The 17,379-nt window shown below is 44.5% G+C and carries 9 protein-coding genes and 3 rRNA genes; 1 reads left to right on the top strand and 11 read right to left on the bottom strand.

The window, feature by feature from the left end; translation table 11 throughout:
- Positions 1 to 74: 74 nt before the first annotated feature.
- Positions 75 to 1,052: a YaaC family protein gene (locus ACNJYY_RS00060; protein WP_416730126.1), complete on the top strand. Its 978-nt coding sequence runs from the start codon at positions 75 to 77 to the stop codon at positions 1,050 to 1,052.
- Positions 1,053 to 1,665: 613 nt separating this feature from the next.
- Here ACNJYY_RS00060 and rrf read toward each other — a convergent pair.
- The 11 genes from rrf to dnaA form a co-directional block, all read right to left on the bottom strand.
- Positions 1,666 to 1,781: ribosomal RNA gene (gene rrf, locus ACNJYY_RS00055) — 5S ribosomal RNA — on the bottom strand.
- 89 nt (positions 1,782 to 1,870) lie between these two features.
- A 23S ribosomal RNA gene (locus tag ACNJYY_RS00050) occupies positions 1,871 to 4,807 on the bottom strand.
- A 193-nt stretch (positions 4,808 to 5,000) separates the two neighbouring features.
- Positions 5,001 to 6,551 (bottom strand): 16S ribosomal RNA (locus ACNJYY_RS00045).
- The 16S, 23S and 5S rRNA genes sit together here, the layout of an rRNA operon.
- Before the next feature lie 299 nt (positions 6,552 to 6,850).
- On the bottom strand, positions 6,851 to 7,969 hold the full coding sequence (locus tag ACNJYY_RS00040; RefSeq protein ID WP_416730125.1) for an HD-GYP domain-containing protein: 1,119 nt from the start codon (positions 7,967 to 7,969) through the stop codon (positions 6,851 to 6,853).
- 102 nt (positions 7,970 to 8,071) lie between these two features.
- Positions 8,072 to 10,612 (bottom strand): DNA gyrase subunit A, encoded by a 2,541-nt coding sequence (gene gyrA, locus ACNJYY_RS00035; RefSeq protein ID WP_416730124.1) that lies wholly within the window; start codon positions 10,610 to 10,612, stop codon positions 8,072 to 8,074.
- 186 nt (positions 10,613 to 10,798) lie between these two features.
- A complete protein-coding gene (gyrB, locus tag ACNJYY_RS00030; RefSeq protein ID WP_144696549.1) occupies positions 10,799 to 12,745 on the bottom strand; it encodes a DNA topoisomerase (ATP-hydrolyzing) subunit B in 1,947 nt (648 codons plus the stop codon).
- A gap of 32 nt (positions 12,746 to 12,777) precedes the next feature.
- Positions 12,778 to 13,047 carry an extracellular matrix regulator RemB gene (remB, locus tag ACNJYY_RS00025; RefSeq protein WP_066399572.1) on the bottom strand — a complete coding sequence of 90 codons (270 nt, stop codon included), beginning with the start codon at positions 13,045 to 13,047 and terminating at the stop codon, positions 12,778 to 12,780.
- Between the two features lie 10 nt (positions 13,048 to 13,057).
- Positions 13,058 to 14,179, bottom strand: a complete 1,122-nt coding sequence (recF, locus tag ACNJYY_RS00020) for a DNA replication/repair protein RecF (RefSeq protein WP_066399570.1) — start codon at positions 14,177 to 14,179, stop codon at positions 13,058 to 13,060.
- 11 nt (positions 14,180 to 14,190) lie between these two features.
- On the bottom strand, positions 14,191 to 14,406 hold the full coding sequence (yaaA, locus tag ACNJYY_RS00015) for a S4 domain-containing protein YaaA (protein WP_066399568.1): 216 nt from the start codon (positions 14,404 to 14,406) through the stop codon (positions 14,191 to 14,193).
- A 302-nt stretch (positions 14,407 to 14,708) separates the two neighbouring features.
- Positions 14,709 to 15,851, bottom strand: coding sequence for a DNA polymerase III subunit beta (gene dnaN, locus ACNJYY_RS00010; RefSeq protein WP_191755493.1), 1,143 nt, complete (start codon positions 15,849 to 15,851; stop codon positions 14,709 to 14,711).
- Positions 15,852 to 16,023: 172 nt separating this feature from the next.
- Complete coding sequence (dnaA, locus tag ACNJYY_RS00005; RefSeq protein WP_066399562.1) at positions 16,024 to 17,379, bottom strand: chromosomal replication initiator protein DnaA; 1,356 nt, start codon at positions 17,377 to 17,379, stop codon at positions 16,024 to 16,026.

Here is a 17,379-nt window from a genome sequence, read left to right as displayed (position 1 = left end):
GGTAAACTAGTGTCAAGGAATACAAAATATGTTCGATTTTTCAAATAATTTACGAAGAGAGGAATGACGAAGAAATGATGACACCACATGACCCTTGGGCTTTATTCGATATGTTCTTTTCCTCTCAAAAATCGCAGCAATTCTTGAGTAAACAATATCATCAACTAAACATAGATGACAGCAACAGCAAAAGCTTTGATAATACATATGGGTTTATTTACTATATTGAGCATGGAAAGAAGTATTATAACCTCGCTGATCATGCCCCTGCTGAGCTAAAGCCTGTACTTCTGTTTTATGGCATGACTCAGCTTATGAAAGCATGCATTCTGTGCAGCGATCCAGACTATCCCGATTCAAGTGCCGTTCTTGCACACGGGCTCTCTACACGAAAAAGAAAGAAAAGAAGCTATGAGTTTCTATATGATGAAGTGAAAGTACAACGAACAGGTCTGTTCAATCATTTTTGTGAAAAAGTGTTTCACATGAAACATATTGAGGGAGAAAAGTTTACGATGGTGTCTCTTCTTCAAACCGTACCCGAGTTAAGTTCATTGTTTAAGCAAATGAACGGTGATGTTCACCTTGTTAAGATGTATAAGGAAAAGGAGTCAACATTCTATCTTCCCAAACATGTTAACGATCATCTTCATATGTCATTAGATCGATATAGTGAATATATGAACAGCTTGTTTTCGTCGAAGCTTTCTATGAGTATGGGTGGAAGTAGTGATAGGATGCAGCTTGTTTTTGGAGCGAATGAACCGTTACGGCCTTTTGATTGCTTTCCGTTATCGTATCATCATCAAGAAAACTCGTACTACTTGCCTGTAAACCGTGAACTTCTGCAATCTCCTGCGCTTAACGAATTTATGGTTCACTATGTGATCCTTTACAACTTGAGTATGTTGAGCAGATACGATACAGAATGGTGGAGCGAACTCTTTCATACGTATACTTCTGAAGAATTACCCTATATCCAGCAGTTTTTAAACATTACAGCACAAAAGATTCCGTATCTTTTTGGTGTGATGCTGCAGATGAGAAATTGATTGTTGGTTTGTTGGTTATAGTGCTGTGTTAGAACGGAAGTATATGTTGTGTCGAAAATCGGATAAAAATTTTTATCTACGGAATTATGATGGAGTTTTACGGATATATTCAGGATTACCTCGTATAAAACAGAAGATTACCTCGTAATTGTGTGGGGCTGGGTTGATGGGAAAGCTAAGCTAGTGGTTTGGGAGGGGAGATCAAGGGTGTTTTTGTGGGGTTTTGGTTTGGGTGTTGGGTGGTGGAGCTGCTTGAAGTGCTTTTGGGATGGATTTTTAGGGGTTTTGCTGAAGAAAATCGCGTACTGGAAGATGGCTGTGGCCATCTTCTTCCTATTTTGAGGGTTTTGAGAGTGGGTGTGAAGTGTTTTGGCCGGCGTACTGCAAATACCACGCTGGGTATCTCCGTGGGCTAATTAAGTTGGAATGCACAAAATTAAGTCGTAAGAAGAGTGAATTAAGTCGGAACGAGACTCAATTAAGTCAAAAATCATACCCCGAGCTCTTCATCCCCCAATCACCCCTTATAGAAAGTTTGGCAGTCGCCAAACCCCCTTATCATCTTTTTTAAAACACAAAAAAAGAAGATGGATTCTCATCCATCTTCCTCATTGCCTAGCGACGTCCTACTCTAACAGGGGGAAACCCCCAACTACCATCGGCGCTAAAGAGCTTAACTTCCGTGTTCGGTATGGGAACGGGTGTGACCTCTTTGCCATCATCACTAGACCTAACCATGACTTTCACCATGATTCTAAATTGTAGAGAGTATGTTCTCTCAAAACTAGATACGACGTTTCCAAACGTTATGCTTTTTTAAGGATAAGCCCTCGACCGATTAGTATCTGTCAGCTCCACGTGTCACCACGCTTCCACACCAGACCTATCAACCTCATCATCTCTAAGGGGTCTTACTCACTTGCGTGATGGGAAATCTCATCTTGAGGGGGGCTTCATGCTTAGATGCTTTCAGCACTTATCCCGTCCACACGTAGCTACCCAGCTATGCCCCTGGCGGAACAACTGGTACACCAGCGGTGTGTCCATCCCGGTCCTCTCGTACTAAGGACAGCTCCTCTCAAATTTCCTGCGCCCGCGACGGATAGGGACCGAACTGTCTCACGACGTTCTGAACCCAGCTCGCGTACCGCTTTAATGGGCGAACAGCCCAACCCTTGGGACCTACTTCAGCCCCAGGATGCGATGAGCCGACATCGAGGTGCCAAACCTCCCCGTCGATGTGGACTCTTGGGGGAGATAAGCCTGTTATCCCCAGGGTAGCTTTTATCCGTTGAGCGATGGCCCTTCCATGCGGAACCACCGGATCACTAAGCCCGACTTTCGTCCCTGCTCGACTTGTAGGTCTCGCAGTCAAGCTCCCTTGTGCCTTTACACTCTGCGAATGATTTCCAACCATTCTGAGGGAACCTTTGGGCGCCTCCGTTACTGTTTAGGAGGCGACCGCCCCAGTCAAACTGCCCACCTGACACTGTCTCCGAACCGGATTACGGTCCAAGGTTAGAATTTCAATACAGCCAGGGTAGTATCCCACCGACGCCTCCACCGAAGCTGGCGCTCCGGCTTCTCAGGCTCCTACCTATCCTGTACAAGCTGTACCAAAATCCAATATCAAGTTGCAGTAAAGCTCCATGGGGTCTTTCCGTCCTGTCGCGGGTAACCAGCATCTTCACAGGTACTATAATTTCACCGGGTCTCTCGTTGAGACAGTATCCAAGTCGTTACACCTTTCGTGCGGGTCGGAACTTACCCGACAAGGAATTTCGCTACCTTAGGACCGTTATAGTTACGGCCGCCGTTTACTGGGGCTTCAATTCAGAGCTTCTCCTAAAAGGATAACCCCTCCTCTTAACCTTCCAGCACCGGGCAGGTGTCAGCCCCTATACTTCACCTTGCGGTTTCGCAGAGACCTGTGTTTTTGCTAAACAGTCGCTTGGATCTATTCACTGCGGCTCTCTCGGGCGATAAACCCTATCAGAGCACCCCTTCTCCCGAAGTTACGGGGTCATTTTGCCGAGTTCCTTAACGAGAGTTCTCCCGATCATCTTAGGATTCTCTCCTCGCCTACCTGTGTCGGTTTGCGGTACGGGCACCTCTTTCCTCACTAGAGGCTTTTCTTGGCAGTGTAGGATCAGGGACTTCGGTACTAAAATTTCCCTCGCCATCACAGCTCAGCCTTAATGTTGGGCGGATTTGCCTACCCAACAGCCTAACTGCTTAGACGCACTATTCCATCAGTGCGCTCACCCTACCTTACTGCGTCCCCCCATTGTTCAAACGGAAAGGAGGTGGTACAGGAATATCAACCTGTTATCCATCGCCTACGCTTTTCAGCCTCGGCTTAGGCCCCGACTAACCCTGAGCGGACGAGCCTTCCTCAGGAAACCTTAGGCTTTCGATGGACAAGATTCTCACTTGTCTTTCGCTACTCATACCGGCATTCTCACTTCAAAGCGCTCCACCAGTCCTTCCGGTCTGACTTCGCTGCACTTCGAACGCTCCCCTACCCCTGTACCATACGGTACAAGCCATAGCTTCGGTGATACGTTTAGCCCCGTTACATTTTCGGCGCAGAGTCACTCGACCAGTGAGCTATTACGCACTCTTTAAATGGTGGCTGCTTCTAAGCCAACATCCTGGTTGTCTGGGCAACTCCACATCCTTTGCCACTTAACGTATACTTTGGGACCTTAGCTGATGGTCTGGGCTGTTTCCCTTTTGACTACGGATCTTATCACTCGCAGTCTGACTCCCGCGGATAATTCTCTGGCATTCGGAGTTTGACTGAATTCGGTAACCCTGTGGGGGCCCCTAGTCCAATCAGTGCTCTACCTCCAGGAATCTTGCCGCGAGGCTAGCCCTAAAGCTATTTCGGGGAGAACCAGCTATCTCCGTGTTCGATTGGCATTTCACCCCTACCCACACCTCATCCCCGCACTTTTCAACGTGCGTGGGTTCGGGCCTCCATTCAGTGTTACCTGAACTTCACCCTGGACATGGGTAGATCACACGGTTTCGGGTCTACGACCACGTACTATGTCGCCCTATTCAGACTCGCTTTCGCTGCGGCTCCGTCTTATCAACTTAACCTTGCACGGGATCGTAACTCGCCGGTTCATTCTACAAAAGGCACGCCGTCACCCGTTAATGGGCTCCGACTACTTGTAGGCACACGGTTTCAGGATCTGTTTCACTCCCCTTCCGGGGTGCTTTTCACCTTTCCCTCACGGTACTGGTTCACTATCGGTCACTAGGGAGTATTTAGCCTTGGGAGATGGTCCTCCCGGATTCCGACGGGGTTTCACGTGTCCCGCCGTACTCAGGATCCACTCAGGAGGGAACGAAGTTTCAGCTACAGGGCTGTTACCTTCTTCGGCTGGCCTTTCCAGACCACTTCACCTACTTCGTTCCTTTGTAACTCCGTATAGAGTGTCCTACAACCCCAGAGAGCAAGCTCTCTGGTTTGGGCTGATTCCGTTTCGCTCGCCGCTACTCAGGAAATCGCATTTGCTTTCTCTTCCTCCGGGTACTTAGATGTTTCAGTTCCCCCGGTCTGCCTTCTCATACCCTATGTATTCAGATATGGATACCATCCCATTACGGATGGTGGGTTCCCCCATTCGGAAATCCCCGGATCAATGCTTACTTACAGCTCCCCGAGGCATATCGGTGTTCGTCCCGTCCTTCTTCGGCTCCTAGTGCCAAGGCATCCACCGTGCGCCCTTTCTAGCTTAACCTTATATGATGTTTGCACATCAAAGATTCTTGCTTGGCGCAGATTAGATAAATCTATCTGCCTTGCATATTGTTTGGATGTCGATATCTAGTTTTCAAAGAACATCTTGAAAGAACATAAGTTCCTTCAAAACTGAACAAAAGAAGAATAGGCGTACTTACGAAACACTCGAAGGTGTTTCATAATCTCCATAGAAAGGAGGTGATCCAGCCGCACCTTCCGATACGGCTACCTTGTTACGACTTCACCCCAATCATCTGTCCCACCTTCGGCGGCTGGCTCCCAAAAGGGTTACCCCACCGACTTCGGGTGTTACAAACTCTCGTGGTGTGACGGGCGGTGTGTACAAGGCCCGGGAACGTATTCACCGCGGCATGCTGATCCGCGATTACTAGCAATTCCGGCTTCATGTAGGCGAGTTGCAGCCTACAATCCGAACTGAGAATGACTTTTTGGGATTGGCTTGGCCTCGCGGCTTCGCAACCCTTTGTATCATCCATTGTAGCACGTGTGTAGCCCAGGTCATAAGGGGCATGATGATTTGACGTCGTCCCCACCTTCCTCCGGTTTGTCACCGGCAGTCACCTTAGAGTGCCCAACTGAATGCTGGCAACTAAGGTCAAGGGTTGCGCTCGTTGCGGGACTTAACCCAACATCTCACGACACGAGCTGACGACAACCATGCACCACCTGTCACTTTGTCCCCCGAAGGGGAAAGCTCTATCTCTAGAGTGGTCAAAGGATGTCAAGACCTGGTAAGGTTCTTCGCGTTGCTTCGAATTAAACCACATGCTCCACTGCTTGTGCGGGCCCCCGTCAATTCCTTTGAGTTTCAACCTTGCGGTCGTACTCCCCAGGCGGAGTGCTTAATGTGTTAACTTCAGCACTGAGGGTGGAACCCCCCAACACCTAGCACTCATCGTTTACGGCGTGGACTACCAGGGTATCTAATCCTGTTTGCTCCCCACGCTTTCGCGCCTCAGCGTCAGTTACAGGCCAAAAAGCCGCCTTCGCCACTGGTGTTCCTCCACATCTCTACGCATTTCACCGCTACACGTGGAATTCCACTTTTCTCTCCTGCACTCAAGTCTCCCAGTTTCCAATGACCCTCCACGGTTGAGCCGTGGGCTTTCACATCAGACTTAAGAGACCGCCTGCGCGCGCTTTACGCCCAATAATTCCGGATAACGCTTGCCACCTACGTATTACCGCGGCTGCTGGCACGTAGTTAGCCGTGGCTTTCTGGTTAGGTACCGTCAAGGTACGAGCAGTTACTCTCGTACTTGTTCTTCTCTAACAACAGAGCTTTACGACCCGAAGGCCTTCATCGCTCACGCGGCGTTGCTCGGTCAGGCTTTCGCCCATTGCCGAAGATTCCCTACTGCTGCCTCCCGTAGGAGTCTGGGCCGTGTCTCAGTCCCAGTGTGGCCGATCACCCTCTCAGGTCGGCTACGCATCGTCGCCTTGGTGAGCCGTTACCTCACCAACTAGCTAATGCGCCGCGGGCTCATCTGTAAGTGTCAGCGAGAGGCCGACTTTCAAAAAGAAGAAATGCTTCTTCTCTTATTATCCGGTATTAGCCCCGGTTTCCCGGAGTTATCCCCGTCTTACAGGCAGATTACCCACGTGTTACTCACCCGTCCGCCGCTAAATCAGAGGAGCAAGCTCCTCATCATTCGCTCGACTTGCATGTATTAGGCACGCCGCCAGCGTTCATCCTGAGCCAGGATCAAACTCTCCATAAAAGTGTTTGTCTTGCTCGATTTTAAAACTGACGGAATTAATTCTTAATTCCTTACCTATTTCTTTTGTTCAGTTTTCAAAGAACTGTGTGTTTCGTGTGCGCCGTTTTGTTTTGGCGACTTTAATAATATACCACGCTGAAGCGCTAGAGTCAATAGCTTTTTAAAACTTTTTCAAAAACATTTCATTGTGAAACATTTCATCGCGCTAACAGTTTGTAATGTGCTGTTCCTAAGACAGCTTGATTAGTTTACCACGCTTACCAACCCGTGGCAATAGCTAAATTAAAAAAACTTCTATACTAGGATAGAAGCTCTTCTATAAATAGATCGTTGCGGTTTTTAAGTGCAATGATATCGCCGCTTGCCTCTAACTTGATCATCGGTCGTGTTGGTTGGCTTTCTTCTATAAATACGATCTCACCGATATCATAGTTTGTAAGTCTAACACGGCTGCCCACTGATAGTGTGGAAAGTCCTGCTAACATCGCTTGCATCACTTGATGATCGAATTTCCCAAACTGATCTTTCATCATCATCTCTAGCACCTTGAATGGAGACTGCTTGCTTCTGTAGGGACGTTCAGCAGTCATGGCTAAGTAAACATCTGCTACTGCTAGAACTTTACTGAATGGATGAAGCTTATTTCCTTTAACTTTTAATGGATATCCTGATCCGTCTGTTCGTTCGTGATGTTGGAGAACACCGAGAAGGACACCTTCTTTAATAGAGGGAATCTTTTTCAGCATGTTGTAGCCCTGAATCGTGTGTTTCTTCACTTCATCAAATTCAGCAGTTGTTAATGACCCGCTCTTCTTTAATAAAGTTGGCTGTACTTTTGCCATGCCGCAATCGGAAAGCACTCCCGCTAGACCGATCTGTATACAGTCTCCGCTAGAGAAGTTTAACTTTTTAGCTAAGAACGTGCTTAAGATGCCTACAGCTATTGAATGGTGGTACATATAATCAGCACTCGTAGCGTAGTGGTGAAGCAATAGGATCTCTTTCGGTACACTCGATCCTTTCTCTAATACAGGCAGAACACTTTGCCGTACTTCAAGCATATCGACCGTACTGCCGGATTGCCAGTTTGTAAACAATTGTTTATAACGTTTTACCGTTTGCATGTACAGTGCTGGAAAAGAAAGCTCTTCTTTTTCAGGTGTTTGAGTATGTATTTGTTCTTCAGATATCCTCGGATCACTTCTATTATTCAGTGAATCTTTTACTTGACGTGTTGCGTTCACACCAGACGCTGATTCGTTCAAAACATCTATCTCATTGATCTGAAAACGAGTAAGTACGCGCAGATGCTCTGAATCTAATCTTGTGTTTTTATTGACGATCGGCTGATTGGTCATCGAGAATACATCCTGAACCAGCATCTGTCCGGTCTTAGCGTGACTCGTTTTTATCTTCATACAAAAAAGCTCCTTTTATTTGGAAGGTCATAATTTTATTTTACATATAAAAAAGAGGAAAATGTAGATTCATTTTCCTCTTTTTAGAAATTATTCGTTATTCTATTCGTTTGTATCTGTTTCTGGAGCTGTCGTTTCTTCAGCAGGTGCTATACCTTCTTCACCTTCTGTAATGATTGGATTACCTTCCTCATCCAGCAACTCATCCGTTTCTTCTTCACGTTCTACAACAGCTACTGTTGCTACGTGATTCGTATCATTCATGGTCATTAACCTGACACCTTGAGTGTTTCGTCCCATTTGGGAGATGCCTGAGATGTTCATACGAATGATGATTCCTTTTGCTGTAATGATCATGAGGTCTTCTTCATCTGTTACAGTCTTAAGCGTAACAACCGGACCGTTCTTTTCCGTGATGTTTACCGTTTTGATCCCTTTACCACCACGTGATTGAAGACGGTATTCGCTCATAGGTGTACGTTTTCCGTAACCTCGGTCTGTAACGATCAAGATATCTTGTGTCTCATCTAAGACTTCCATACCTACGACCGCATCATCATCGCCGAGAGTGATGGCTTTAACGCCTGTTGCTGTTCTACCCATTGATCGAACGTCAGTCTCTTGATAACGGATCGACATTCCTTGCTTCGTTCCAACGATGATGTCTTTTGTTCCATCTGTTAAACGAACACCCATTAACTCATCTTCTTCACGAAGGTTGATCGCGAAAAGACCACCTTTACGGATGTTGCTATAAGCTGATAACGGAGAACGCTTTGTAATTCCTTGCTTCGTCATGAAGTTCAGGTAGATCTCATCACTTTCCATATCTTCTACAGGAATGACAGCAGAGATCGTTTCACCTTGCTCGATCTGCAGCAAGTTGATGATCGGAATACCTTTTGCTGTTCTTCCGTATTCAGGAATCTCGTAGCCTTTTAGCCTATAAGCCTTCCCTTTATTAGTGAAGAACAGAATATAGTTGTGTGTATTTGTCGTAAACAGCTGTTCAACAAAGTCATCCTCACTCGTGCCCATTCCTTGGATTCCTTTACCACCACGACGCTGTGAACGGTAAGTAGAGATCGGAAGGCGCTTGATGTATCCTTTGTTCGTTAATGTAATAACGATGTTTGAACGCGGAATAAGATCTTCGTCTTCAATACTGTTAAATCCTACAGAGATGATCGTACGTCTAGGGTTGTCGTACTTTTCTTTAATCTCGATAAGCTCTGTACGAATGATCTCCAGAATTCTTTGTTCATCTGCAAGAATCGCTCTCAATTCTGAAATTAAGGCAACAAGATCGTTGTATTCGTTCTCGATCTTATCTCGCTCTAAACCTGTTAAACGCTGCAATCTCATATCTAAGATAGCTTGAGATTGCTCGTAGCTTAGTTCAAACTTTTCCATTAAGCCTTCACGCGCAAGGTCCGTTGTTCTTGATCCACGGATGAGTGCAATAACTTCATCCAGATGATCTAGTGCGATACGAAGACCTTCTAGAATGTGAGCTCTTGCTTCTGCTTTTTTAAGATCGAATTCCGTACGGCGACGGATGATGACTTGCTGATGCTTCAAGTAATGATACAAACATTCTTTGATGTTAAGAACTTTTGGATGTCCATCAACAAGTGCAAGCATATTGATACCAAAGCTTGTCTGTAGAGCTGTCTGTTTATATAAATTATTTAAAATAACATTTGCATTCGCATCACGGCGTATCTCCATCACGATGCGCATACCGTTACGGTCAGACTCATCACGAAGATCTGTGATACCCTCGATCTTCTTATCACGAACGAGCTCAGCGATCTTTTCGATCAAACGTGCTTTGTTTACTTGATAAGGAAGTTCCGTTACGATAATCGCTTGTTTTCCGCTAGGCATCTCTTCAATTTCTGCTTTTGCGCGGATAATGATAGAGCCTCTTCCAGTTGTGTAAGCTTTGCGAATTCCTTCACGTCCTAGAATTTCACCCGCCGTTGGAAAGTCTGGGCCTGGGATAATTTCCATCAGTTCAGGAATAGTGATATCCGGATTTTCACTCACTGCTAAGATACCGTCGATTACTTCACCTAATTGATGCGGCGGAATGTTCGTCGCCATACCAACCGCGATCCCCGCAGCACCGTTAACGAGCAAGTTCGGGAAACGAGCAGGTAATACAACCGGTTCTTGTTCAGATCCATCATAGTTATCTTTGTAACCGATCGTGTCTTTGTTGATGTCACGCACCATTTCCATGGCGATCTTAGACATACGAGCTTCTGTGTAACGCATCGCTGCCGCTGCATCGCCATCGACCGAACCAAAGTTACCATGACCGTCGATCAGCATGTGGCGGAAGTTGAAATCCTGTGCCATACGAACCATCGTGTCGTATACAGCAGAGTCACCGTGTGGGTGATACTTACCGATTACTTCCCCAACGATACGAGCAGATTTTTTGTATGCTTTATCAGCCGTCATACCAAGGTCGTTCATCGCATAAAGAATACGTCTGTGAACAGGCTTTAATCCGTCACGTACATCTGGCAAAGCTCGGCTGACAATAACACTCATCGCATAATCCATGAATGATGCTTTCATTTCCGTACTAATATTAATTTCTTTAATCCGGGAACGTTCCATTTCAGACATTCAATTTACCTCCATAACCTCTTTAGAACAGGTTTTTAAAGCCCCCTAATTTGGCGCTTAAACGCACCGAAACTGGACCTTGTCCAGCTTCAGTATCTTTTATGTTCAGCTTTCGCGGCGTTAACCGCTAAGCATTTTATATGATGATTTACTTTAAAGTAACTGCTTACCGCATGCGTGCCTTGCTTAAATATCTAAGTTCGTCACATATTGTGCGTTTTCTTGGATGAAGTCACGGCGCGGTTCAACTTTGTCGCCCATTAAGATATCGAATGTTTCATCAGCTGCCATCGCATCTTTCATTTCAACCTGCAGTAATGTACGAGTCTCAGGATCCATTGTCGTTTCCCATAACTGAGATGGGTTCATCTCTCCAAGACCCTTATAACGCTGAAGCTGCGGCTTAGGAACTTGCGGAAGTTCAGCCAGCAATTTTTCAAGCTCTTTATCGTTATAAGCATACTCGATACGCTTACCTTGCTGTATTTTGTAAAGCGGTGGCTGCGCGATATAGATATAGCCGTGCTCAATGATCGGACGCATATATCTGAAAAAGAACGTTAGAAGCAACGTACGGATATGTGCACCATCGACATCGGCATCTGTCATGATGATGATCTTATGATAACGAGCTTTCGTAATATCGAACTCATCACCGATTCCTGTTCCTAAAGCTGTGATGATCGCACGAACCTCGTTATTTGAAAGGATCTTATCAAGTCGTGCTTTTTCAACGTTGATGATCTTACCGCGAAGTGGCAAGATCGCTTGGAAATGACGGTCACGTCCTTGCTTAGCCGATCCACCGGCAGAGTCACCCTCAACCACATAGATCTCTGAGATGCTTGCATCTTTTGAAGAACAGTCTGCCAGTTTACCAGGTAATGATGATACTTCTAACGCACTTTTACGTCGTGTTAATTCACGTGCTTTTTTAGCAGCAACACGCGCACGCAGTGCCATCATCCCTTTTTCAACGATTGATTTCGCAACGACCGGATTCTCTAGCATGAAGGATGAAAACGTCTCTGAGAAGATGGACTCTGTGATCTGTCTTGCTTCAGAGTTTCCGAGCTTCGTTTTCGTTTGCCCTTCGAACTGAGGATCAGGGTGTTTGATCGAGATGATCGCTGTAAGACCTTCACGGACGTCTTCACCCGTTAAGTTCGTATCATTGTCTTTGAACAGATTGTTCTTACGGCCATAATCGTTGATCACACGTGTTAGAGCAGTTTTGAACCCTGACTCGTGCGTACCGCCTTCATGTGTATTGATGTTGTTTGCAAACGAATAGATGTTGCTTGCGTAGCTATCGTTATATTGGAACGCGATCTCAACCGAGATGCCGTCCTTTTCCCCTTCAACGAAGATTGGTTCTTCATGCAGCACTTCACGCGTACGGTTGATGTGCTCTACATAAGATTTAATCCCGCCTTCATAGTGGTATTCCTTTACAACCGGCTCTTCTTCACGCTTGTCTTCAGCAATAATACGAAGACCACGGTTCAAGTAAGCGAGTTCGCGAATACGGTTTGAGAGGGTAGGGAAATCATATTCTAATGATTCAGTAAAAATTTCAGGGTCTGGTTTGAAGTGAGTACGAGTACCTGTCTTGTCTGTTTCGCCGATAACTTTAAGATCTGCAGTCGGCACGCCGCGCTCGTAAGACTGATAATGCAGCTTTCCATCACGAGATACGGTTACTTCAAGCATCGTGGACAATGCGTTAACTACTGAGGCACCAACACCATGCAGTCCGCCTGATACTTTGTAACCTCCACCGCCAAATTTTCCTCCGGCATGGAGAACCGTCATGATAACTTCTAGAGCTGGTCTCCCCATCTTTTCATGCATACCTACAGGGATTCCGCGTCCGTTATCTTCTACTGTGATGCTGTTATCTTCCTCGATCGTAATACGAATCGTGTCGCAATAACCTGCTAAAGCTTCATCGATCGAGTTATCGACGATCTCCCACACGAGATGGTGAAGACCGCGTACGTTCGTAGCACCGATATACATCCCTGGACGTTTACGGACGGCTTCAAGACCTTCGAGTACCTGGATATTACTTTCATCATAATTTTGCTGTTGTTCTAACTGTTGTTCAGTCGTCAATTCGTTCACCTTCATTCCGGTTTAAAAACGCTTTATTTATAAAACCTTTATTTTATATTCCAGCCATTTTCAAGTTCGAGGCGATCAGAGGCTCTCTTTTTTAACGTAGAGGCAGAAAGAGGAGATAGATAGATCGTTTTATCTGTAATGATTACGGATTTAGCAGCATTTCCGCTTAAATCGGTCAATGTCTGATTGTTCTCATGCTTTTTAAGAAACTCTAAAGCTAACTCAGAAGCCTTTAACGCATTGATATCCAATATCGCCAGCACATCTTTTGAATGAATGACTTCTTCATCACCTAAATGCAAAAGCAATGTCCTCACCTCATTTCAAACGTTCTATAGAGCCTGCATGAACCTTGTAAGTTGCGGCTTTCTCGAGTGTTTCGTGGTGTATCCCTTCCACACTAGTCGTTGTAACAAAGGTTTGTACTTTACCTTGAATCGTATTTAAAAGATGTGATTGTCTGAAATCGTCTAGTTCAGATAACACATCGTCCAACAATAGGATCGGGTATTCCCCGACTTCTGAATAAATCAGATCGATCTCAGCGAGCTTCAAAGAAAGAGCAGTCGTTCTCTGTTGTCCTTGAGATCCGAATGTCTGCACGTCTTTTCCGTTCACCGAAAAAAGCAGATCGTCCCGATGAGGACCAAATAAAGAAGTTCCTCGGTCAATCTCTTTTTCTTTTATTTTACCAAACTTTAGATGAAACGCTTCTATCATTTTCGACAAGTCGAGCTCATCACATACCTCTATAGTTGGTTTGTAATGAATTTTTAACGTTTCCAACCCTCTCGATATTCCATGATGGATCGGTTCTGCCCAACTTTGAAGCTTCTCCATGTATTTCATGCGTTTCAACGTCACTCTGGCTGCTTTATCAATAAGCTGTTCGGTTAAGATCTCGAGCATCGTCATGTTCTGCTGACTTTTGTTGCGATACATCTCTCTTAATAAAGAGTTTCGCTGAGACAAAATCTTTTGGTACACAGAAAGGTCATTTAAATAAACTGCGTTAACCTGGCCGATTTCCATATCGATAAAACGACGACGCACCTGTGGACTGCCTTTTACAAGATTAAGATCCTCAGGTGCAAACATAACCACATTTAGATGTCCAACGTAATCGGTTAACCGGCGTTGTTCGATGCGGCTGATTTTCGCTTTTTTTCCTTTTTGTGAGATGACGAGACTTAAATCAAAAGAACTGTTTCTCTTTTTGATGCTACCCTCTATTTTAGCATATTCTTCGTCCCAAGATATCAACTCTTTATCTTTTGCTGTTCGATATGATCGTGCCATGGCCAAAACATAGATTGATTCCATGACATTTGTTTTTCCTTGTGCATTCTCACCTAGAAAAACATTGACCTTATTCTCGAACTCCAGAGACTGTTCTTTATAGTTTCTGTAATTCCTAAGCTGAAGCTTTTCAATATGCAAAGGGATACCCCCTATTCCGTTGTTACCTTGAACTCTCCTACTTCTGGAATGGACACGACATCACCCGCATATAGTTTCTTACCTCGGCGTGTTTCATGTTCTCCGTTCACAAGAACTTCATGTTCTGCTAAATACCATTTTACCATTCCTCCCGATTGGATGACATCGGTAGTTTTCAACAGTTGTTGAAGGGTGATGAATTCGGTGTTGATCTTTACGTTTTCCATTTTTAAAAAACCTCCTGGTTGTTTCTTATTGCTTTGAAAGTGATTGATTTCCGCTCCAGGTTGCTCGCTTTCCGTGGGGCAGGCGGTGAGCCCCTTGCCGCTTTGCGCCCTTAAGGGTCTCACCTGACCGCTTGTCCCACAGGAGTCTCGCACCTTCTGCTCCAATCAATTTGTCATAGAAGAAAAAAGAGAAAAATAAATAACAAAAATTAAAAAATAAAACCTGTTAGTCATAGTTTCTCCAAAAAACGTTGGACTTAGAAAGAAAAGAAAGCCACCGGTGATTCCGGCAGCTTTATATTTTAGTAAGTTCTTACAGGCAGAATTAATTGTCGGATCGAATCGTCTGATACGGGTTGGATAAGAAACGGTCTCATCGCCCCTGTGAACAGGATGCTGATCTCCGTGCAATCCATAACTTTTAGAGCTTCCATCACATATTTTGCGTTGAATGAGATCTTTAGCTCTTCTCCTTCAATTTCCTCTGCGATCATATGTTCAAATACTTTACCGATCTCTGGAGAATTTGAAGAAAGTTCGATTGTTTGGTTATCGAGTGTTGCTAGCTTTACGACGTTGTTTCTTCCTTCTCTCGCTAATAAAGAAGCACGGTCGATCGCTTGTAAGAATTCTTTTGTCTTCAGAACAAATGTTGTTTTGCTCTCTGAAGGAATCAATTTAGATGTATCCGGATAGTTGCCGTCTAGCAGTCTTGAGAACAATAAGATATTTTTTGCTTTGAACAAGATCTGATTGTTCGTTACTACGATTTGAACTTTTTCTGCATTCTCATCAAGAATTTTTGAAAGTTCGTTCAAACTCTTCCCAGGAATGACGACATTCTGGAAGGAAAGTTCTTCACTTTGAGAATCGATCGGCATTTTACGTTCAGCCAAGCGATGACTATCTGTTGCAATACAGTTTAGTACACCGTCAGTTAACGTCCAGTTAACACCTGTTAGGATAGGGCGTGTTTCTGAGGTGGACACCGCAAAGACAGTTTGGCGGATCATTGCTTTTAGAAGATCACTTTGAATCTCAAAGACTAAGTCCTCTTCGATCTGCGGTAATCTAGGGTATTCTTCAGGATCTAATCCTAAAAGGCTGAATTCGGAAGCGCCTGAACGAAGAGTCGTTTCAAAACGCTCACCTACTTCAATCTCAACAGAATCGTTCGGAAGTTTTTTAACGATCTCTGAAAAATAACGAGCGGGAAGTACAACACTTCCTTCTTGCTTTACTTCGATATGTACAAGATCTCCTTCTTCAACCGGTATCAGTCGTTCAATTGAAATATCAGAATCACTACCAGTCAGATGAACACCGTCATATGTGACTTCCATTTTGATTCCCGTCAGAATCGGAATTGTTGTTCTTGAAGATACAGCTTTCATTACATCTTGAACAGCTTCGATCAACTGGTTTAACTGAATCTTAACTTTCATTATTTTGCCCCCCTGATATTTATTAAAATCTTTTAAAAAAATAGTAGTAATAGTACTAGGCGCTGTGAATGTGTGGATAACCCTAGAAAACAAAGATAGAACAGCCTATCCACATGTGGACAGACTGTGTATAAAGTGACTGCAGTTATTCACAGTATTCAGTGTTGTTTATTTAATTGGATTTCAGCTGATCATGAATCTCTTGCACTTTTCTTTGCAGAACATGATCCGTAATCAGCATAGTAGAGATCTTTTCGTGAGCATGGAGAACCGTTGTATGGTCGCGGCCTCCAAATTCTTCACCTATTTTAGGTAAAGAGTTATCGGTTAGTTCACGAGAAAGATACATCGCGATCTGCCTAGGAAAAGCTACAGATTTTGTTCGTTTCTTCGCTGTGAAATCCTCTAGCTTCACATTGTAATGCTTGCCAACTACCTCTTGTATATGGTGAATCGTCAAAGTTCTTGGCTTTGCAGAAGGAATAATGTCGCGAAGTGCTTCTGCTGCAAGATCTGCATTCATATCTTGGTTGATGAGAGAAGAATAAGCAACTACACGAATGAGTGCTCCTTCTAACTCTCTAATGTTCGTATCAATCTGGTTAGCGATATAAAGCATCACTTCGTTTGGAATATCAAGGCCTTCCGCTTTCGCTTTTTTACGTAGAATCGCAATACGTGTTTCTAAGTCAGGAGGTGTGATATCCGTAATAAGTCCCCATTCAAAGCGGGAACGAAGTCTGTCTTCTAATGTCGGAATCTCCTTTGGAGGTCGATCACTAGAGATGACAATCTGCTTACTTTCTTCATGAAGTGCGTTAAAAGTATGGAAAAATTCCTCTTGCGTTTGTTCTTTTCCTGCAAGGAACTGAATATCATCTATTAAAAGCACGTCCACACTGCGAAATTTGTTGCGAAACTCAACTGTTTTATTGTCACGAATCGAGTTGATGAACTCGTTCGTAAATTTTTCTGAAGACAGGTAAACAACCTTAGCCCCAGGATTATGTTCCAATACATAATGGCCGATCGCATGCATAAGATGCGTTTTTCCTAAACCAACGCCCCCGTATATAAATAGCGGGTTATAAGCTTTTGCTGGTGCTTCAGCAACAGCTAATGAAGCGGCATGAGCAAAACGGTTTCCTGAACCGATAACGAATCGGTCAAACGTATATTTCGGATTCAACATACTTTGGGAAACTTCTTCATGAGGCTCATTTGCTGCTTTTGGGGCTTTTTTCATGGAAAGTTCCAGATCTAGGTCTAGTTCTGTCTGATTTTGTGGAATGATGAACTTTACGTCAAGCGCTGCTCCTGTTACGTCTAGAAGCGTCTCTGAAATGATACCTGCATATCTGGATTCCAGCCAGTCACGGGCAAACTCATTTGGCGCAGTAATTACGAGCGTATCATTTTGTAATGCATGAGCCGTTGTTGATTTTAACCAAGTCTCAAAGCTAGGCTTACTGACTTTTGTTTCGATCGCAGCAAGTGCTTTGGACCATAGGTCGTTTATGTTTTCCAA

The sequence above is a fragment of the Fictibacillus tiangongensis genome (assembly GCF_048083785.1).
Classification (GTDB): Bacteria; Bacillota; Bacilli; order Bacillales; family Fictibacillaceae; genus Fictibacillus.
The sequence above is the reverse complement of the archived record's forward strand: the minus strand, read 5'-3'. Positions and strand labels throughout refer to the sequence as shown.